This is a genomic window from Streptomyces sp. ITFR-6 (assembly GCF_031844725.1).
GTDB lineage: Bacteria > Actinomycetota > Actinomycetes > Streptomycetales > Streptomycetaceae > Streptomyces.
Map to the genome: position 1 here is coordinate 6,920,413 of NZ_CP134612.1, position 20,174 is coordinate 6,940,586.

The 20,174-nt window shown below is 71.4% G+C and carries 12 protein-coding genes and 2 pseudogenes; 10 read left to right on the forward strand and 4 right to left on the reverse strand.

Annotated elements, in window-relative coordinates; all coding sequences use genetic code 11:
• The first annotated feature begins 129 nt into the window (after window positions 1–129).
• Both fsxC and fxsT read left to right on the forward strand, forming a co-directional pair.
• Window positions 130–1,488 carry an FxsC protein gene (gene fsxC / locus RLT59_RS31520; protein ID WP_311307922.1) on the forward strand — a complete coding sequence of 453 codons (1,359 nt, stop codon included), beginning with the start codon at window positions 130–132 and terminating at the stop codon, window positions 1,486–1,488.
• Complete coding sequence (fxsT, locus tag RLT59_RS31525; protein ID WP_311306550.1) at window positions 1,472–5,407, forward strand: FxSxx-COOH system tetratricopeptide repeat protein; 3,936 nt, start codon at window positions 1,472–1,474, stop codon at window positions 5,405–5,407. Before fsxC ends, fxsT begins: the two co-directional genes overlap by 17 nt.
• Before the next feature lie 51 nt (window positions 5,408–5,458).
• Here the strand turns inward: fxsT and RLT59_RS31530 are convergent, their stop codons facing one another.
• On the reverse strand, window positions 5,459–6,334 hold the full coding sequence (locus RLT59_RS31530) for an alpha/beta fold hydrolase (protein ID WP_311306551.1): 876 nt from the start codon (window positions 6,332–6,334) through the stop codon (window positions 5,459–5,461).
• Window positions 6,335–6,693: 359 nt separating this feature from the next.
• On the opposite strand from RLT59_RS31530, the gene RLT59_RS31535 reads away from it, so the two are divergent.
• Complete coding sequence (locus RLT59_RS31535; protein ID WP_311306552.1) at window positions 6,694–7,779, forward strand: S1 family peptidase; 1,086 nt, start codon at window positions 6,694–6,696, stop codon at window positions 7,777–7,779.
• 79 nt (window positions 7,780–7,858) lie between these two features.
• On the opposite strand, the gene RLT59_RS31540 is transcribed toward RLT59_RS31535, so the two are convergent.
• Both RLT59_RS31540 and RLT59_RS31545 read right to left on the reverse strand, forming a co-directional pair.
• The gene (locus tag RLT59_RS31540) at window positions 7,859–9,328 is read right to left on the reverse strand and encodes a transposase (RefSeq protein ID WP_311307923.1); all 1,470 of its coding nucleotides are present in this window, start codon (window positions 9,326–9,328) and stop codon (window positions 7,859–7,861) included.
• A gap of 138 nt (window positions 9,329–9,466) precedes the next feature.
• Window positions 9,467–9,967, reverse strand: coding sequence for a phospholipase (locus RLT59_RS31545; RefSeq protein WP_311306553.1), 501 nt, complete (start codon window positions 9,965–9,967; stop codon window positions 9,467–9,469).
• Between the two features lie 107 nt (window positions 9,968–10,074).
• On the opposite strand from RLT59_RS31545, the pseudogene RLT59_RS31550 reads away from it, so the two are divergent.
• From RLT59_RS31550 to RLT59_RS31560, 3 genes and pseudogenes are all read left to right on the forward strand, one after another.
• Window positions 10,075–10,209, forward strand: a pseudogene (locus tag RLT59_RS31550) (helix-turn-helix domain-containing protein); the annotation flags it as partial.
• A gap of 183 nt (window positions 10,210–10,392) precedes the next feature.
• Window positions 10,393–11,234, forward strand: a pseudogene (locus RLT59_RS31555) (oxaloacetate decarboxylase).
• Window positions 11,235–11,346: 112 nt separating this feature from the next.
• Window positions 11,347–11,757 carry a hypothetical protein gene (locus RLT59_RS31560; RefSeq protein ID WP_311306554.1) on the forward strand — a complete coding sequence of 137 codons (411 nt, stop codon included), beginning with the start codon at window positions 11,347–11,349 and terminating at the stop codon, window positions 11,755–11,757.
• Here the strand turns inward: RLT59_RS31560 and RLT59_RS31565 are convergent.
• On the reverse strand, window positions 11,690–12,769 hold the full coding sequence (locus RLT59_RS31565; protein WP_311306555.1) for an ABC-2 transporter permease: 1,080 nt from the start codon (window positions 12,767–12,769) through the stop codon (window positions 11,690–11,692). The genes RLT59_RS31560 and RLT59_RS31565 overlap by 68 nt on opposite strands.
• Window positions 12,770–12,965: 196 nt before the next feature.
• Between RLT59_RS31565 and dnaE the strand changes: the two genes are divergently transcribed.
• From dnaE to RLT59_RS31585, 4 genes are all read left to right on the forward strand, one after another.
• Complete coding sequence (gene dnaE / locus RLT59_RS31570) at window positions 12,966–16,448, forward strand: DNA polymerase III subunit alpha (RefSeq protein ID WP_311306556.1); 3,483 nt, start codon at window positions 12,966–12,968, stop codon at window positions 16,446–16,448.
• A 5-nt stretch (window positions 16,449–16,453) separates the two neighbouring features.
• Window positions 16,454–17,437, forward strand: coding sequence for a DNA polymerase Y family protein (locus tag RLT59_RS31575; protein WP_311307924.1), 984 nt, complete (start codon window positions 16,454–16,456; stop codon window positions 17,435–17,437).
• A gap of 218 nt (window positions 17,438–17,655) precedes the next feature.
• Window positions 17,656–18,549, forward strand: a complete 894-nt coding sequence (locus RLT59_RS31580) for an esterase/lipase family protein (protein WP_311306557.1) — start codon at window positions 17,656–17,658, stop codon at window positions 18,547–18,549.
• A 132-nt stretch (window positions 18,550–18,681) separates the two neighbouring features.
• Window positions 18,682–20,160 (forward strand): trifunctional class I SAM-dependent methyltransferase/NUDIX hydrolase/VOC family protein, encoded by a 1,479-nt coding sequence (locus tag RLT59_RS31585; RefSeq protein WP_311306558.1) that lies wholly within the window; start codon window positions 18,682–18,684, stop codon window positions 20,158–20,160.
• The last annotated feature ends 14 nt before the right edge of the window (window positions 20,161–20,174 follow it).

A 20,174-nucleotide genomic window follows, 5' to 3' on the forward strand; every position in this document is an offset into this window, starting at 1 on the left:
TATTCCGGTTAGAGGGCGGGGCATACATGACTGAAAAGTGGCGTTGAATGACCGAACGTCATGGGGGTGGAGCAAGGTCCGCTCCGGAATGATGAATTCGCTCGCATTCTTTTCACTCCTCGGGTGCGGGTGCTCACACAGGACGGGGGTCGTGTGCACGCGACGACGCAGCAGCGAGCGGCGGACCATCGGCCGTACTTCTTCTTGAGCTATGCCCACACACCGGGGTACGGCGGTGGAACGGACCCCGATATGTGGGTCGAACGGCTTTTCCAGGATCTCTGCGGCCATGTGATGGCCATGACCGATCTGCCGGCCGGCGCGCCGGCCGGGTTCATCGACCGGGAGATACGTTCCGGCGAGGGCTGGTCGGAACGGCTCGGTGAGGTGCTCGCCAGCTGCCGGGTGTTCGTCCCGCTGTTCTCTCCGCGCTACTTCGCCAGCGAGATGTGCGGCAAGGAGTGGTACGCCTTCGCCCAGCGCGCCATCCACTACCGGGCCCGCTCCAACCAGCCGGCTGAGGCGATCGTCCCGGCGCTCTGGGTCCCGGTACCGCCCAGCCAGCTTCCCGGCCCTGCCGAGCGATTACAGTTCAACCACCGTGATTTCGGAGACCGTTACGTCAGTGACGGGCTGTACGGGCTGATCAAGCTCAGGCTCTTCGCCGAGGAGTACGAGCGCGCGGTGTACGAGCTCGCCAAGCGCATCGTCAGCGTCGCCGACACGGTACGGATCGGCACCGGCCGGCCCGTCGACTACCGGCTGGCCCCCAGCGCCTTCGGCGCGCCCGGCGGTGGAACGGGCGGCCCCCGCCCGATGCGGGTCACCATCGCCGCCGCCACCCGCCACGACCTGCCCGAGGGGCGCGACGCCGACTACTACGGCGACAACCCGCAGGACTGGAACCCCTACCACCCGGACGCCGCCCGCCCGCTGGCCTATGTGGCGGAGGACCTGGTGCGCTCCCTCAACTACCAGGCCACCATCACCTCCTTCGACGAGGAACCCAGCCACCCCGGCGGCAAACAGCCCCCCACCACACCCGAGATCCTGCTCGTCGACCGCTGGGCGCTCCAGGACGAGGACCGGTGCCGACGGCTCGCCGCCTTCGACGCGGAGAACCGCCCCTGGGTGACGATGGTCGTGCCGTGGAACCGCGACGACCACCAGAGCAGGGCCGCGGAGGCCGAACTGACCGCGAAGCTGGAGCGGACCATGCCGACCAAGATGCGCCAGGGCCGGGCCTACTGCCGCGCCGCGGCCAAGGGCGTACCGAGCATGGAGGCCTTCGGTCAGATCCTGCCGCAGGTGGTCGAGGTGGCCGCCCAGCAGTACCTGAGACACGCGGCCGTCTACCTGCCCGCCACCGGCGGCGGAGGGCACAGCGAACGGACCCGGCTGATGGGACCCATGGCGCAGACCCAGTACATCCCCGAGACACATGACGCTGCGACGGACGCGGAGGACACGGATGACGGCCAGTCGTGACGGGCGCATCGTCACCTTCTACTCGTACAAGGGCGGCACCGGGCGCACCATGGCCCTGGCCAACACCGCCTGGATTCTCGCCGCCAACGGCAAACGGGTACTGGCCGTCGACTGGGACCTGGAGGCACCTGGCCTCCACCGGTTCTTCCACCCGTTCCTCGACCCCTCGACCCTCGGCGCCACCACCGGCGTCATCGACCTGATCACCGAGTACGCCTGGGCCGCCACCAGCCCGGTGCCGCGCGCCGACGACTGGCACCGGGACTACGCCCGGATCCAGCCGCACGCGGTCTCGCTCACTCCGGAGGCGCTCGGCTGGGAGTTCCCGCAGGGCGGAACGCTCGACTTCGTCTCCGCCGGACGGCAGAACCGCGAGTACTCCGCGACCGTCTCCACCTTCGACTGGGACAACTTCTACGACCGCCTCGGCGGCGGGCACTTCTTCGACGCCCTGCGGGACGACATGAAGGCCAACTACGACTACGTCCTCATCGACAGCCGCACCGGGCTCAGCGACATCGCGGACATCTGCACCGTCCACCTGCCCGACGCGCTCGTCGACTGCTTCACCCTCAGCGACCAGTCCATCGACGGCGCGGCCTCCGTCGCCCGGCAGATCTCCGAGCGGTACACCGGCCGCCCCATCTCCATCTTCCCCGTCCCGATGCGCATCGACGAGGGCGAGAAGGAGAAGGCGGACGCCGGACGGGCCCTGGCCCGGCTGAAGTTCGACCGGCTGCCGCGCGATCTCTCCGGGGACGAACTCACCGCCTACTGGGGCGCGGTGGAGATTCCGTACCGCCCCTTCTACGCGTACGAGGAGACCCTGGCGACCTTCGGGGACGAGGCGGGGCTCAGCAACTCCCTGCTCTCCGCCTTCGAACGGCTCACCTCGGTCATCACGGACCAGCAGGTCACCGCGATGCCCCCGGTCGGCGAGGAGGTACGGCTGCGCATCCGCGACGCCTTCACCCGGCGCCGTCCGGCCCTGCCCGCAGACCTCTTCCTCTGCTACGTGGCGGAGAACCGGATGTGGGCCGACTGGATCGAGTCCGCGCTCACCCGGGCCGGCTTCCGGGTCGTGCCGCGCGACGTGTCCGCCGAGCGGGGGCCCGACGAACCGTCGGCCGTCACCGCGGAGACCGCGGCCCGCACCGTGGTGCTGCTCTCCAGCGCCTACCTCAAGTCGAGCCGCGCGGTGGGCATCTGGGACCGGGCCGTCGCCGAGGACCCGGGCGGCGGGCGGCGTCATCTGGTGCCGCTCAGGGTCGGTGACGTACGGCTGTCCGCGCCCTACATCGACCGCAACCCCGTCGACCTCTTCCGGCTCGACGAGGTGCACGCCACCGCGGCCCTGTTACGGGCCCTGGACCGGCCCGTGCAGATCACCGACGGGGTCTCGCCCGGACCGCGCTTCCCCGGCACCGTCCCGCGGATCTGGAACGCGCCGCCGCGCAACCCCGGCTTCACCGGCCGCTCGCTGGTGCTGGAGCGGATGCGCGACCAGCTCGGCGGCGGGATGGCCGTCGTGCTGCCGCAGCCGCAGACCCTGTACGGTCTCGGCGGCGTCGGCAAGACCCAGGTCGCCCTGGAGTACGTCCACCGGTTCATGGCCGACTACGACCTGGTCTGGTGGATATCGTCGGAGCAGACCGACGACGTGGTCGCCGGTCTGGCCGAACTCGCCGTCCGGCTCGGTGCCCAGGGCGGCGACGACATGGCGGCCGCCTCCCAGGAGGCGGTCGACCTGCTGCGGCGCGGGGTGCCCTCTGACCGCTGGCTGCTGGTCTTCGACAACGCCGACGACCCCGAGCGGCTGCGGCGCTACTTCCCGCAGGGCGGCTCCGGGCACATCCTGGTCACCTCCCGCAACCAGGCCTGGTCGCAGCACGGTGACGCACTGCCCGTCGACGTCTTCCTGCGCGAGGAGTCCATCGAACACCTCCAGCGCCGGGCGCGGGGGCTGAGCGACGAGGACGCCGCCCAGGTGGCCACCGCCGTGGGCGATCTGCCGCTGGCCGTCGAACAGGCCGCGGCGTGGATCGCGGAGACCGCAACCCCGATCGACACCTATCTGGAACAGCTCGCCCAGCAGGCCCCGGAGGTCCTGGCGCTGAACCAGCCGGCCGGCTACCCCGAGCCGGTCGCCGCGACCTGGAACATCTCCATCCAGCGGCTCAAGGAGCGCTCGCCCGCCGCGGTGCGGCTGCTCCAGCTCTGCGCCTTCTTCGCCCCGGAGCCGATCTCGGGGAACCTGCTGTACAGCAAGGAGATGATCGAGGCGCTGAAGCCGTACGACGCCTCGCTCCAGGAGAAGCTGGTGCTGGGCCGGGTCATCCGGGAGATCGGCCGGTTCGCCCTCGCCAAGGTCGACCAGGTCTCCAACTCCATCCAGGTGCACCGGCTCGTCCAGGCCGTCATCCGGGCGCAGCTCACCGAGGAGGAGCAGCGGGACGCCCGGCACGCCGTCCACCGCATCCTGGCGGGCGCCCGCCCCGATGACGACGAGCCGATCGACAACCCGGCCAACTGGCCGCAGTTCTCGACCATATGGCCGCACCTCGGCCCGTCCGACGCGCGCAACTGCCAGGAGCCGGAGGCCCGCAGGCTGCTGATCGACCGGGTCCGCTACCTCTGGAAGCGCGGTGACTTCAGGACGGCCACCACGCTCTGCGAGGAGCTGCGCGACATCTGGCGCGAGACGCTGGGGGAGCGGGACATCCAGTACCTGTACCTCTGCTTCCACCTGTCCAACATCTACCGCTCGCGCGGCCGCTACGTGGAGGCCAGGGAGCTCGACGAGATCACCCTGGCGACCCAGCGGGAGGTGCTGGGCCCGGAGCATCCGCACACCTACATGAGCACCAGCAGCCTGGCGACCGACCTCGGGACGCTCGGGGAGTACACCCGGGCGATCGAACTGGCGACGGAGGCGACCGAGGGGTTCAACCAGATCTTCCACGACTCGCACCCCAGGGCCCTGGCCGCGGCCAACAACCTGGCGTTCACCCTGCGGTCCATCGGCCAGTACGCCAAGGCCCGCGAGATCGACCAGGACGTCTTCGACCGGCGCCGCGAGGTGCTCGGTGAGGAGCATCCGTACAGCCTCTCCTCCGCCATGAGTCTGGCCCGCGACCTGCGTGACGTGGGCCGGTACGAGGACTCGGTGGGCCTGCTGAGCCGTACGTACGACAGCTACAAGGCCACGCTCGGCCGGTCCTTCCCGGGCACCCTCAGCGCGGCGAAGGCGCTGGCCGTGTCGCTGCGGCGGGCCGGGCGGCTGGACGACGCCCGCCGGCTCACGGTGGCGACCAGGGCCCGGTACCGGGCCAAGTACACCTCAGCCAACCCGGAGTGGCTGGCCTGCGACCTCAATATGGCGGCCGACCTGTACGCGGCGGGCGAGGCGGACGAGGCCAGGGTCACCGCCCGGGAGGTCGTCGACCAGTACATGAAGGTGCCGGGCGAGAAGCATCCGTACACCCTGGCCGCCCTGAACAACCTGGGCGTCTACCTGCTGGGGTCCGGCGCCGCGGAGGAGTCGGAGCAGGTGCTGACCCGGGTGGTCGCCTCGATGCGCGAGGTGTACGGGCCGGAGCACCCCAACACGCTGTTCAGCGTGATGAACCTGGCCAACACCACCGCGGAGCGGGGCGATCTGGACCTGGTGCTGACGACCGAGCGGCGGCTGGCCGGGCAGTTCCGGCTGGCTCTGGGGGCGCATCACCCGGAGACGCTGGGCATGAAGTCGAACATGGCGGTGACGCTGGACGCCATGGGGCGCCCTGAAGAGGCGCTCCAGGTCAGGGCGGAGACGGTCGAGGAGCTGTCCCGGCAGCTCGGTGACGAACATCCGCTCACCCGGATCGCCCGGGACGAGCGCAGGTTCCAGCGCGAACTGGAACCGCTCGCGGTATGACGGAGTGGGAGCGTCCGGCCGTCGCCGGACGCTCCCGCCCCGCCGCTCGGCTCACCGCTCGGCCGTGTCCAGCAGCCAGGTGAGGATCCGGGGGAGCGCGTGCAGCGCGTCGAAATGCGCGGCCGCCGGTTCCACCACGACGGTGGCGCCCGGGATGCGGCTCGCCAGCCAGCGGGTGTGCCCGACCGGTGAGAAGACGTCCTTCTCGCCGTGCCACAGCAGGACCGGACCGGTGATGTCGGCCGGATCGAACCCCCAGGGGCGGCTGAACGCGAGCGCGTCGTCGATCCAGCCGTACGCCGAAGTGCGCAGCCCCTCGCGGTAGTTGCGCAGCAGCATGGTGCGGACACCGACGTCGTTGACCACCATCCGGTCGGAGTCGGTCAGCTCCCGGCGCAGATCGTCGATGAGCCGGACCGGGTCGCGTCTGATCACCGCGGACCGTGAGATGAAGGACTCCGCGAGACTGTCCGGATCGTCGGCCGCCGTGGTGTACGCCGCCACGTTGGAGGCGGCCATCCCCTCGAACCAGTCGAGGCCGGCGGCGTCCCAGGGGGCCAGGCCCACCAGGGCCGCGGTACGCGTGACCCGCTCGGGCATCAGCGCGGCGCAGGCCAGGGCGTGCGAGGCCCCGCCCGACCGCCCGACGACCGCGAACCGGTCGAGCCCGATGTGGTCCGCGATGGCCCGGACATCCTCCACCGCGTCGGCGACGCAGCGGCCCGGCTGCCGGTCGGAATCGCCGTATCCCGGCCGGTCGTAGGTGATCAGCTGGGTCTTGCGCTGGTACAGCACCATGCCGCGCGGAGCCGGACCGAGCCTGCTGCCGGGCATCCCGTGCAGCAGGAAGACCGGTCTGCCGCGGGGATCCCCCAGACGCTCCACCACCAGTTGCCGTCCGTCGGTTGCGCGCACGCGAATGCGCACTCCGCGCCTCCTTGTGTCCGTGCGGGCACGACGTGCCCGACTGCCCCGCTTTGATTCGATGATGGACCATCAAGGCGCGTATGGGGACTGCGCGTTGAACGAATACGGGGCGCGTGGAGGGGGCGCGCGGGCCGGGAGGCCGCCGGACGCGTCGAGAACCGGACGCGCGAGGGTGAGTACCGGACAGTAGGGGGGTGACCGCCGGTACGTGAACACGGTGAGACCGAAGGGGTGTTGTCGTGTGTGCGTCCTGAGGTCGGCCTTGTGTGCGACCGGCTCCGTCGGAATAGTGGGCGCCTCATCCTCCGTGTACGGGCGACCCCACATCACCCGTACGCGGCCCCCACAGGAGGTCGAAGTTGAAGCATCGACGCATATCCAGGAAGCGGGCAGTGCTGGCGGGTTCGGCGGTGGTCGCCCTGGTCGCAGCGGGAGCGACGTTCCAGAGCGCGAACGCCAGTGAAGGAACCCCCGAGGTCACCGCGCGGACGCTGACGGCCGACGCGGCAGGCAAGCTGGCGACCGGTCTGGGCAAGGATCTGGGCGCCGACGCGGCCGGCTCGTACTACGACGCCAAGTCGAAGAACCTCGTGATGAACGTGGTCGACCGGGCGGCCGCGGACCAGGTCGAGCAGGCGGGCGGCCGGGCCAGAGTCGTACCGAACTCGCTCGCGGAGCTGAAGTCGGCCCGGCAGACCCTGGCCGGCAAGGCGACGATCCCCGGCACCTCATGGGCCGTCGACCCGGTCAGCAACAAGGTCGTCGTCACGGCCGACCGTACGGTCAAGGGCGCGGCCCTGCAGAAGCTCAGCTCGGTGGTCGAGTCGCTGGGCGGCAAGGCCCAGCTCAAGAAGTCCGCCGGGGAGTTCAAGCCCCTCATCGCGGGCGGCGACGCGATCTGGGGCGACGGCGCCCGCTGCTCGCTCGGCTTCAACGTGGTCAAGGACGGCGAACCGTACTTCCTGACCGCCGGGCACTGCACCGAGGCGATCTCCAGCTGGTCGGACTCGCAGGGCGGCGGGGAGATCGGCACCAACGCGGCGTCGGAGTTCCCGGACAACGACTTCGGCCTGGTGAAGTACACCTCGGACACCGCGCACCCGAGCGAGGTCGACCTGTACAACGGCTCCACCCAGCCGATCACCAAGGCGGGCGAGGCGACCGTCGGGATGACGGTGTCGCGCAGCGGTTCCACCACCCAGGTGCACGACGGCGAGGTGACGGGGCTGGACGCCACCGTCAACTACGGCAACGGTGACATCGTCAACGGGCTGATCCAGACGACGGTCTGCGCCGAGCCCGGCGACAGCGGCGGCTCGCTCTTCGCCGGTGACACGGCGATCGGCCTGACCTCGGGCGGCAGCGGCGACTGCTCCTCGGGCGGCGAGACGTTCTTCCAGCCGGTGCCGGAGGCGCTGGCGGCCACCGGGGCGGAGATCGGCTGACCGTCCCGGCCGTCTCCGTGCGGTGACGAAGGGCCCCCGGCGCGTTTTGGGACGCTGTTGGTTAATTCGGGGGCTGGTCCTACTTCGCCCTGCCGAGCATGGGCTCGGCGGGGCGAAGTGCTGCGAAGTAGCTGGTGCGGGTGCGGGCCGGGGGTGTGTCGGTGAGGTGGGCATCGATGCGGGCGAGGTTGGTCGCGGCGCCGGTGAGCTGGTGCTGGAGGCTGGTTTTCGCGAGGCCACGGTAGCGGGATCTGCGCAGGCCGCAGCGCTGGACGCCCTGGGAGATGGTGCCCTCGACTCCTGCGCGGGTCTTGTAGCGGTCCTTCCAGGTGTCGGTGTCCTGTTCGGCGCGGGCCTGGCGGAGCGCTTGGTGTTCTTCGCGGGGCCGCAGGGTCAGGCGGCGGCTAGCGCTGGAGGTGGTGCACTGCTCGCGGACCGGGCAGGGACGGCACTGGCCGCCGTTGAAGCGGACGCGGATCACCGGGGTGCCCTCGGGCGAGCGGTCGGGGTTCCAACGGGTGGTGGTCTGACCGCTGGGGCAGGTGACCTGCTCGTGGTCCCAGTCGATCGAGATGTCGGGAACCGTCGCCACGGTGGTGGCCATGTTCGTGATCAGGTTCGGGATGTCCGGCTCGCAGGTCTCGGTGAGGTGGACCTTGTATCCGTCCCACATGGTGTCGCGTTTGACGCTGCCGCGTGCCTCGGTGTCATAGGGCGTGACCAGGCGCGTCGCGCCCGGCGGCCGGTCTTTTGGGCCCCACCGCCTCACCTCGCCCTCCACCTGCTGGAAGTGCTGGACCCAGACCTGGCGCAGGGTTTCCACCTGCTCCAGCGTGCGTAGTTCTCCGGGTGCCCCGGGTGAGAAGACGGCTTCGAGCAGTCGTGTCCCGTCCCGCCCGATCCGCAGGCCCATCTCGTCCCGTTTGGTGCGGGATCTGGGGAAACGTGAGTCCTCGGCCCGGGTGGCGTAGTGCTTGAACCAGTCCGGTTCCGCCATAGTCAGCAGCCAGCCGGGGGCGGCCTGGGCGATCTCGTTGAGCGCCGCCCTCAGGGTCTCGGCGACCTGTTCCAGCCAGCACAGCTGGCGGGCCGCGGATTGCACATGGGTGGAGTCGGTCCGTGCCCGGCCGGCGGTCTTCAGCAGCCCGCTTTCCCCGGCCGCGGCCAGGACGCCATCCAGCACCCGCCGCCCGGCCTCCGCTTCCACCAGGCGGTCCCGGAACTCCGACAGCACCGAGAAGTCGAAACCAGGATCGCCCAGTTCCAGCGCGAGCGCGTACTTGAAGTCGATCCGTGCCCTCACCGCCTCCGCCGCCTGCCGGTCGGTGAGCCCCTCCACGAACTGCAACACCAGCACGAGCGCCAACCTGCCCGGTGACCAAGCAGGCTTCCCCCGCGCAGGGAACAGATCCGCGAACTCCTCGTCACGAAACAGCGGCCCCAGCTCGTCCCGGACCCGGATCGCCAGACTCCCCTTCGGGAACGCGGCCCGCGCTACCCGCACCGTTTCCGCCGGAATCTCCCCCGACTCCCTCGGCTGCATCGACATCGACATCGACATCGACATCCACCCCACACAACAACGTCGGCCTTCAAGACCACAACCGAGTCTTCAAGGCCGACGTCACGCGAACCCCCGAATCAACCAACAGCGTCCGTTTTGGCGCCGGGGGCCCTTCGGTGCCGGTCAGGCGGCCTGAGCCAGTCTGCCGGTGCCCGCCTTCGCCGGGGCGATGCCGAGGATGTCCACCGCGTGGTAGTACGTCCAGGCCGTGGCGTTGCACGAGGTCAGCTTCGCGCCGGAGTAGGCGGCGCATACGCGCTTCAGGTCCTCGTAGAGGGCGGAGTCGATACGGGCCTTGTTGGCGGAGAACGTGCCGGCGGCCTTGTAGTTGCGGTAGCCGAAGTCGTGGCGGGCGCAGGCCGTCTGGAAGGGGAAACCGAACGGGTTGTCGGGCGAGGAGCTGCAGTAGTCCGTCGACCAGTCGAAGCCGTAGGCGGCCCATGTGCCCTGGTTGTTGCGGGCGGCGTTCCAGGAGTTGTAGCTGGAGGCGCTCGTCTGGGTCCAGGAGCTGAGGACCTGGGGCTTGTCCGAAGGGGCGGCCGAGGCGGATGCGGCGGGCAGCAGTGCGAGGGGGAGCGACAGGACGGCCGTGGCGAGCACTGTGGCGGCGAAGCGACGACGCATGAGTAACCTCTGTGTTTTTGGGGAGAGTTGTCGCGGTCATGTGTCTCGTGGGTCTCACGAGATCGCCCCAGGATGCCGTCGTGCCCTGACGGGCGGCTGACGGAGAGCATCCGGTACGGCTGCGATTGCTGCGCACCCTGGCCCGCGGGCCGCACACCACTGGTGAGCTGGCCCACGCCTGGGGGCTCTCGGCCCCGGAGGCCTCCCGCCACCTCGCTGTCCTGCGCCGCGCGGGCCTGCTCGCCCGAGCCGGTCCCACGCTTTCGGTTCATCACCATCGGGTGGCCCTTCAGGGCTCGGTGACAGGGCAGCGTGTCAGAAAGAAAAGAGTCGGTAAAGCCCGGTACATCTATGCGGGTACGCGCAAGGCGATCGACAACGGTCGGGAACGTCCTGCGTGTGCATGCCGTCGCCGTGCGCCGCTCCTGTCGGCCGAGTGCGAGGCCTTACGGATCCCCGTCACCGGCCGGTTCATGTACTCGGCGTCGGTGGCCGCCCGCCACTTCGACGGCTTCTTCGTGTCCGGGTTCGGCTTCGCCGCCTCCTACTACGGGCTGCCGGACATCGGCTTCATCGCGTGGCCGGACATGGTCGCGTTCGTCGAACGGCTCCGGCACGCCTTCCCGTCGCACCACCTGCTGGTCGATATCGACGACGGGTACGTCGACCCGGAAGTGGCGTGCCATGTGGTGCGGCAACTGGAGCGGAGCGGGGCGTCCGGAGTGATTCTGGAGGACCAGAAGCGCCCGCGCCGATGCGGCCACGCGGACGGCAAGACGGTGCTGCCCCTGGAGGAGTACCTGGAGAAGCTGAACCTCGTCCTGGAGAACCGGGGGACCTCGTGGTCGTGGCCCGCACGGACGCCACGGAGGAGGAGGACATCCTGCGCAGGGCCCAGGCGCTCGCGGAGACCGACGCCGATGTGGTGCTGGTCGACGGGGTGCGGGACGTCGAGTGGATCCGCCGGATCCGGAAGGTCATCAACGACAAGCCGCTGCTCTTCAACCAGATCGCGGGCGGCAAGTCGCCGAGGCTCTCGCTCTCCGAACTCACCGACCTGGAATGCCAGGTGGCCATCTACAGCACGCCGTGTCTGTTCGCCGCGCACACCGCCATCGACACCGCGCTCAGCGAGTTGAGGGAAGCCGACGGGCGGCTCCCGGAGTTCTCGCCGGGCTCATCGGTGGGTGTGCGGGCCTCCACCGAACTGCTGGAGAAGAACACCAGCCGGCACCACCCGGCCGCACCCCGGCTCGTCACCGCCTGAGACGGAGCCGGGAGCGGCGGGCCGGCCGGTGGGTGAGGCCGGACCGGCCGGCCCGCGTGGCAGGCGTCCAGCATGTCCAGCACGTCCAGTACATCCGGGGAGCGGGAACAGCATGACGGGATTCACCGTGCCCAGAGCACGAGCCACCCTGGCGGTCCTCGCGGGTGTGCTGTGCGCGGCGCAGTTCGCGGAAGGCACCGCGCGGGCCGACGCCCCCGGCGGAGGCATGGAGACGAGACACGGCCCCTCGTTGATCACCATCGACAACTCGAACGCCGACTCCTGGCTGGAGATCGACAGAACGCTCAACGTGCTCGGACCGCTGAGCAAGGGGACGGCGGGCAGTGACCACGACGGGGCGGCGGTGCCGTCGAACAGCACGTCACGGGCCCTTCGGACGCCCGGCTCCAGGCCGCCCCGGTGGAGCGGGGCGAGCAGGACGAACCGGACAGCCCTTAGGCAAGGCTCGATCCGCCGCTCGCCGGCCCCGTTTCCGGCCCCGTTCCCGTTCCCGTTCCCGTGAGCCGGGGGGCGTCCGCGGCCTCCGGCTTCTTCCGCATTGCCATCAGCAGGGTGATGACCGTGCCGGCCACCGCCCACGCGGACAGCACCAGCAGCGGTCCGGTCACCGCGTTGCCCCGGAAGTACGCGATCGAGCGCGCCACCCAGGTGCCGGCCCCCGGTGGCAGCGCGGGGCCGATCGCCCGCCAGAAGTCCGGGAGCATCGGGAGCGGGAAGGCGCCGCCCGCGCTCGGGTTGCCCGCGATCACCACGAGCAGCACGGCCAGGCCGATGCCGACGATGCCGGTGAGCGCCTCCAGAGCGAGCGTGATCATGCCGACCGCGAAGACGGTCAGCGCGCCCAGCCCGGACAGCCCCCAGAAGGAACCGGGCAGGGCTCCCAGGATCGGGCCGATGATGATCGCGCCGCCGATTCCGCCCGCGATCGAGTACAGCGCCATGACCCCGGTCCTGATCACCGCGCGCTGACGGTTGGCGGGCCGGGTGCCGGCGCTGATCGCCAGGATCGACGCGCAGAGGTAACCGCCGACGCACCAGCCCACCACCAGGTAGAAGGACGAGAGCCCGTCGAAGTCGTCTTCCGAGGCCGGGGCCACGTCCACCGAGCGGACCGTGCGACGCTGGGTGAGGTCGACCGTCGTGATGATCTTCGTCAGCGAGTCGGCCAGCACGGTGCCCCCGCCGGAGGCGACCAGCACGGTGTCGGTGGTGCCCCTGGGGCTGACGATCAGGGCGCCGTCGATGTCGCGGTCGAGGATCTGCCGGCGGGCGGTGGCCGCGTCGCTGACCGTGCGGGGATCCAGCGGGCCGCCTGGGAGGTCCTTCAGCTCGGTGAGGAGCCGGGCGGAGATCTGCTGGGGTGCGACGACCCCGAAGGGGACGTCCGTCGGCTTCGGCTTGTGCAGCGCTCCGACGTAGGACGCGATGAACAGCAGCTGCAGCGCCAGTACGCCGATGACGAGCAGCGCGGCCCGCGGAGTGATGGCGTTCTTCACCTCATCAGCGAAAGTCATGCCCCCACCTTCCTGTGTGCTCGTTGTCCACGCAGTCGGGGCCGGGCCGAATGGCTGACCTCGCGGTCTCCGGAGTTCCACCCGATATCGAATCGAATGAATGTGCGAACATTGAGTTAGGGTACTTCTCTCGATCGGGGTGAATCGGGATGACACGGACAACGCAAAGGGGGGCCATGAGTAGCAGGAGGTGTGTATGTCGTTTACGCACCTCCGTGCGGCGAGCGGTTACTCGCTGCGGTACGGAGCCAGCCACCCGCACGCACTCGCGGAGCGGGCTGCCGAGCGCGGTCTCGACGCCCTGGCGCTGACCGACCGGGACTCCCTGGCGGGCGCGGTGCGCTTCGCCAAGGCGTGCGCGGGAGCCGGGGTCCGGCCGCTGTTCGGTGTCGACCTGGCGGTGCCCGGCGTACCGGCGACCGGACCGGCGTCGGCGAAGAGGCAGCGGACCACCCCCTCCCGGGGCGGCGCGTTCGTCACGGAGGCGCCGCAGCGCGCGGTGTTCCTGGCCCGGACCGCACGCGGCTGGGCCGAGCTGTGCCGTCTGGTGTCGGCCGCGTCGGACCAGGGCGTCACCTGGGAGGACCTGTCCTGCCCGGACGACGAGCTGTTCGTCCTCCTCGGCGCGGACTCCGAGGTGGGGCAGGCGCTGGCGGCGGGGCGGCCGGACCGGGCCGCCGTACTGCTCGGCCCCTGGCGCGAACGGTTCGGCCGGTCGTTGCGCATCGAGGCGTCCTGGCACGGGCGGCCCGGCACCGGGCCGGGATCGCTGCGGCTGGCCTCGCGCATGGCGGGCTTCGCCGCCGAGCAGCAGGTGGTCCCCGTACTGAGCAACGCCGTGCGCTACGCCGACCCGGACCGGGGTGAGGTTGCCGACATCCTGGACTCCGCCCGCCTGCTGGTGCCGATCGACGCCCGCGACGCGTCCCGGCTCGACAGCGGGCAGCGGTGGCTGAAGGACGCCGGGGAGATGGAGCGGATCGCCGGGCGGATCGCGGAGGCCGCGGGCGGCCGGGGCGGGGACGCGCGGCGGCTGCTCGCCGCGACGGAGGAGACGGCCGAGGCGTGCGAGGTCGATCCCGGTGACGCGTTCGGGCTCGGCCGGCTGAACCTTCCGGAGCCCGGACTCGTGGGCGCGAGCGCCGAGTCGGCGGACCGGGTGCTCGCGGACCGGTGCGCGGCGGGCATGCTGAGCCGTGCCTACCACCGGGAAGGGGAGCGCTGGGACCGGCTGGAGAACGAGTTGCGGATCATCGCCGGGCACGGCTTCGCCGGGTACTTCCTGACCGTCGCGGAGGTCGCGGCGCAGGCCCGTCGGCTCGGCGTCCGGGTGGCCGCGCGCGGCTCCGGCGTGGGCTCGCTGGTCACGCATCTGCTGGGGATCAGCCCGGTCGACCCGGTGGCGCACGGCCTGGTGATGGAGCGCTTCCTGTCCGAGCACCGCTCGACCCTGCCCGATATCGACCTGGATGTCGAGTCCGCCCGCCGCCTGGAGGTCTACCAGGCGGTACGGGAACGGTTCGGGGGCGACCGGGTGGCGACGCTCGCCGTCTACAAGACGTACCGGGCGCGCGGGGCGATCGAGGTCGTGGCCCGCGCCCGAGGCATGGCCCCGGACCGGGCGGCCCGGCTGGGCAAGGCGTTCCCGCACATCCGGGTCAAGGACGTGCGGGCCGCGCTCGCCGAGCTGCCGGAGCTGCGCGAGGTCGCCGCGGAGGACCACGGCCGGCTCTGGGAGCTGGTGGAGGCGCTCGACGAGCTGCCGTTCGAGGCGGCGATGCACCCGTGCGGTCTGCTCGTCTCCGACGCGGCGCTGGTACGGCGCACCCCGCTGGCGCCGACCACCGTGGAGAACATCGCCATGTCCCAGTTCGACAAGGAGGACATCGAGGACACCGGGCACCCGAAGATCGACGTCATCGGCGTACGGATGCAGTCGGCGCTCGCGCACGCGGCCGCCGAGATCGAACGCGTCACCGGCGAACCCATCGACCTGGACGATCCCGCGCAGGTGCCGCCGGACGACTCCGCCACGTACGACCTGATCTCCTCCGGGGACACCCTGGGCACCTTCCAGCTGGAGAGTCCGGGCCAGCGGGAGCTGGTACGGAACCTGCGGCCGCGGTCGTTCGGGGACCTGGCGCTCGACATCAGCCTGTTCCGGCCCGGACCGGTCGCGGCGAACATGGTGGAGCCGCTGATCAGCGCCCGGGAGGGCCGGAACGTGACCCGCTACGCGCACCGCGACCTGGAGGCGATCCTGGCCGAGACCGAGGGGCAGGTGGTCTACCACGAGCAGGTCATCGCGATCATGGTGACGATGACCGGCTGCGACCGGGGCATGGCGGACGAGGCCCGCCGCGCCCTGTCCGTCCCCGAGCGGGCGGGCCGGGTCCGGGCCTGGTTCGCAGACCGGGCCCGAGGGCGCGGCTACTCGGTCCAGGCCGTACGGGACGTGTGGAAGACCCTGGAGAACTTCGGCAGTTTCGGCTTCGCCAAGGCGCACGCCGCGGCCTTCGCGCAGCCCGCCTACCAGTCGAGCTGGCTCAAGGCCCACCGGATGGCGGCCCTGCTCGCGGGGCTGCTCACGCACGACCCGGGGATGTACCACAAGCGGGTCCTGGCCGCCGACGCCCGGCGCCACGGGGTGCCGCTGCTGCTGCCCGACGTCAACCGGTCCCAGTCCGCACACATAATCGAACTGGTGTCTGGTAAGTGGGGGGTGCGGATCGGTCTCTCGCAGGTGCGGGGCATCACGGAGGCCGAGAGCGGACGCATCGCGGCCGGGCAGCCGTACACCTCGGTCGAGGACTTCTGGGAGCGTGCCCGGCCCAGCCGCCCGCTGGCCGAACGGCTGGCCCAGGTGGGCGCGTTGAGCGCGTTCGGGTCCCGCCGCGAGCTGCTGCTGACCCTCGCCGAACTGCACCGCTCGCGGCGCGGTACGGGTGGATCCGCCGCCGGTCAGCTCCCCATGGCGGACACGGGGAGCACGGAGGGTGCGAACGGCGGTGGAGCGGTTGCCGCTGCCGACGCCGCCACGGGCCTGCCCGCCATGAACGCGTCCGAACAGCTCGCCGCCGAACTCGACGTACTCGGCATGGACATCTCCCACCACCTCCTCGACGAGCACCGCTCCCTGCTCGCTGACATCGGCGCGACCCCCGCCGCCGATCTGGCGGGCCTCCGGCACGGCACCACCGTGCTCGTCGCCGGTGTCAAGGTCGCCACCCAGACCCCGCCGATCCGCTCCGGCAAGCGCGTCATCTTCGCCACCCTGGACGACCCCACCGGCCTGTCCGACCTGGCGTTCTTCGAGGACAGCCACGCACGCTGCGCCCACACGGTGTTCCACAGCGGTCTGCTGCTCGTACGCGGCACTCTCGCCCGCCGTCCGCCGCGCGCCTTCAGCATCACCGGCACCGCCGCCTGGAACCTGGCCGAGCTGATCGACCTGTACCGCGAGGGCGGCCCCGCCGCCGTCGCGGACCGCCTCACCCGTCCCGAGCCCGCCCCGCGCAGCGTCGGCCCGCGCCGTACCCTCACCCAGCCGAACGGCTACGCCCTGCACCCCTGGGCCGACCTCCAGCCGCCCGGCACCCCCGCCTCCGCCACCCTGCCCGCCCTCGACGCGCTCGACGGACGGTCCTTCCATCACGCGAGCCCCGGAAGCGCGGGGTGACCGGGATGATCCTCTACCTCCACTTCGGCGCCCCGCAGCCGGACCCCGTCTACCGCCGACTTCTCGACATGGTCGGTGAGTTCACCCCCGTCGCCCAGGCCCTGCCCCCGGACGCGGCCCTGGCCGACGTGACCGGGAGCACCCGCTACTTCGACCGCGACGCCGCCGGGCTCGCGGCCCTGATCCGGATGCGCGCGGCCGCGCTCCACGGCCTCGACATGACGGTCGGCATCGGCCCCAACCCGCTGCTCGCCCGGCTCGCCGCCCACCGGGGGGAGCCCGGCGCCATCCGTACGATCCCGGACGACCCCGAGGCCGTCACCCGGTTCCTCACAGGTCTCCCCGTCACCGCGCTGCCCGGCGTCGGCCCGGCCACCGCCCGCACCCTGGCCTCGTACGGACTGCGCACCGCCGACCGGATCGCCGCCACCCCGCTGCTCACCCTCCAGCGCATCCTCGGCGCGGCCTCCGGGCGCGAGCTGCGCGAACGCGCGGCCGGCATCGACTCCACCCGAGTCGCTCCCGGCGCCCCGCCACGCACGGTCGAGGCCGAACACCGTTTCGGCCGCGACGAGTCCGACGCCGCCCGCCAGCGGGCCGCCCTGACCCACCTGACCGAACAGCTCGGCGCCCGACTCCGCGACGAGCGGCAGACCTGCCGGTCGCTGACCCTGACCGTCCTGTACGCCGACCGCGCGGGGCACTCGACGATCACCCGCAGCCGCACCCTGTCAGAGGCCACCGCGCACAACCCCCGGCTCCGCGCGGTCGCCCACGCGCTGCACGGGTCCCTGGGGCTCCAGCGCGCCCGGGTCCGCTCGCTCGCCCTGCGCGCGGGCGAACTCGGTGACGCGGCGTCCGCCTCCCGGCAGTTGACCTTCGGCCCTGACGACGACCGGTCGCGCCGTATCGAGGCCGCGGCCGACCGTGCTCGCGCCCGCTTCGGGCCGGGCGCGGTACGGCCCGCCAGTACCGCGGGGATGCGATGAGCGGCTGAGCGGCGGTGCGCCGCTGCCGGGGGCTGTCCGGAAGTCGCGGTTACCGCCGGTCAGTTTTTACCGACGCGTAACTTCCCAGGAAACGCTACTCGTGCGTAAGTTGGCATGAGCACGCTTAATAAGACGTGCGCAACACCGTCAGAACTTGTGGTCCGGGCCGCAGGGTGCACAGACATCGCAACTCCCTTGAGCCGCAAGGAGAACACACGATGCTGCCCTGGACCCGTGCGCCGCGTACCCCACGAGCGCGCAGAACCCTCGCCGCACTGCTCCTCGCAGTCGCCGCGCTGGCCGCCCCCACGGCCACCGCGGCTGCCGCCGCCCCCACCGCCGCCACGGCCACCTCGCACGGCTGGAACGACTACTCCTGCAAACCCTCCGCAGCCCACCCCCGGCCCGTCGTCCTGGTCCACGGAACCTTCGGGAACTCGGTCGACAACTGGCTCGTCCTCGCCCCCTACCTGGTGAACCGGGGCTACTGCGTCTACTCGCTCGACTACGGGCAGCTCCCCGGTGTGCCGCTCTTCAACGGCCTGGGCCCGGTCGACGAATCGGCCGGGCAGCTCGCCACCTTCGTCGACAAGGTGCTCGCCTCCACCGGGGCACCCAAGGCGGACATCGTCGGCCACTCCCAGGGCGGCATGATGCCCAACTACTACCTGAAGTTCCTCGGCGGGGCGGCCAAGGTGAACGCCATGATCGGGCTCGCGCCCGACAACCACGGCACCACCCTCCTCGGACTGACGAAGCTGCTGCCGTACTTCCCCGGAGCCGCGTACCTGCTCAACGCCGGCACCCCGGGACTCGCGGACCAGGTGGCCGGCTCGCCCTTCGTCACCAAGCTCAACTCGCTGCCCGACACCGTGCCCGGCGTGCACTACACCGTCATCGCGACCAAGTACGACGAGGTCGTGACCCCGTACCGGACACAGTTCCTGGACGGGCCCGACGTGCACAACGTGCTGCTCCAGGACCTGTGCCCGGTCGACCTGTCCGAGCATGTGGCGATCGGGACCATCGACCGGGTCGCCTACCACGAGGTGGCCAACGCCCTGGACCCGGCGCACGCCACCCCGACCACCTGCGCCTCGGTCGTCGGCTAGGGCCTGTCTTCGAACTGCCGTCGCGCGGCAGACGGCAGTTCGAAGACAGGCCCTAGGCCCCCGGCCTCCCGTCCGGACGGCGGCGGTTTCCCGGAATCCGCCGCTGTCAGAGGCGGATGGCACGATCGGTGCATGACGACGATCGACTGGGACTCCGCCGCCGATTCCTTCGACGAGGAGCCGGACCACGGGCTGCTCGACCCCGTGGTCCGGCACGCCTGGGCGCGACGGCTGGAGAGCTGGCTGCCCCGGGAGCGTTCCGAGGTCCTCGACCTGGGATGCGGCACCGGAAGCCTGGCGCTGCTCGTCGCCGGGCAGGGGCACCGGGTCACCGCCGTGGACCGCTCGCCGCGCATGGTGGAGCAGGCGCGCGCCAAGCTGGCCGGCACGGGCACCGAGGTGTTCGTCGGGGACGCCGCCGCGCCGCCCGTCGGCAAACAGCGGTTCGACGTGATCCTGGCCCGGCACGTGGTGTGGCTGCTGCCCGACCCGGCGGCGGTCCTGCGGCACTGGTCCGGTCTGCTGCGGCCCGGCGGCAGGCTGGTGCTGATCGAAGGCGTGTGGAACGGGGTCGGGCTCTCCGCCGGGCAACTCACCTCACTGCTCGCCCCGTTCACCGAGCGCATCCACCACGAACGGCTCTCCGGCGACCGTGACCTCTGGGGCAAGGACGTCGACGACGAGCGCTACGCCCTGGTCGCCCGTGCCGAACCACCACGCCGGCACACCGAGGTGGTGGACGTCCACCTGATCCTGCGGCGCGGCTCCGACGTCCTGCTCGCCCGCCGGGCCGGTACGGGGTACGCGGACGGGCTGCTGCACGCCCCGTCCGGGCACCTGGAGGACGGTGAGGACGTCCGCGAGGGCATGATCCGCGAGGCGGCGGAGGAGACCGGGATCGCGCTGGCGCCGGAGGAGCTGCGGGTCGCCCTCGTCATGCACCACCGGGGGCCCGGCGGCGGTCCGCGGACCGGCTGGTTCTTCGAGGCGGAGTACGACCCGGCCCGGCCGCCGTACAACCGCGAGCCGGACAAGTGCTCGGAGCTGGCCTGGTTCCCGCTGGACGCCCTTCCGGACGACATGGTGGCGTACTGCCGGGCCGGGCTCGACGGCTACCGGGCGGGGGAGCGCTTCCTGGTCCACTGGCACGAGGACGGCGACACCGTCGCGTACGAACCGCGCGGGCCCCGCCGCGCGGTCCCGCTGCCGGCCGGCGGGGTCCGCACCGGCCGGGTCCACCACATCGAGCTGTGGGTGCCCGATCTTGCGGCGGCCGAGGCGGGATGGGGCTGGCTCCTCGGAGAGCTGGGCCATGAGCCGTACCAGCGCTGGGCGCACGGGCGCAGCTGGCGCCGGGGCGACAGCTACGTGGTCGTGGAGCAGTCGCCCGACCTGGTCCCCGGAGCGCACGAGCGGCGCCGTCCCGGCCTCAACCACCTGGCGTTCCACGTGGCGGACCGGGAGGGCCTCGACGCGCTGGTGGCCCGCGCTCCGGAACACGGCTGGCGGCTGCTCTTCCCGGACCGCCATCCGCACGCGGGCGGCGACGGGCACGTGGCCGCGTACCTGGAGGACGCGGCGGGGTACGAGGTCGAGCTGGTGGCCGGCTGAGGCGGACCGGGGTC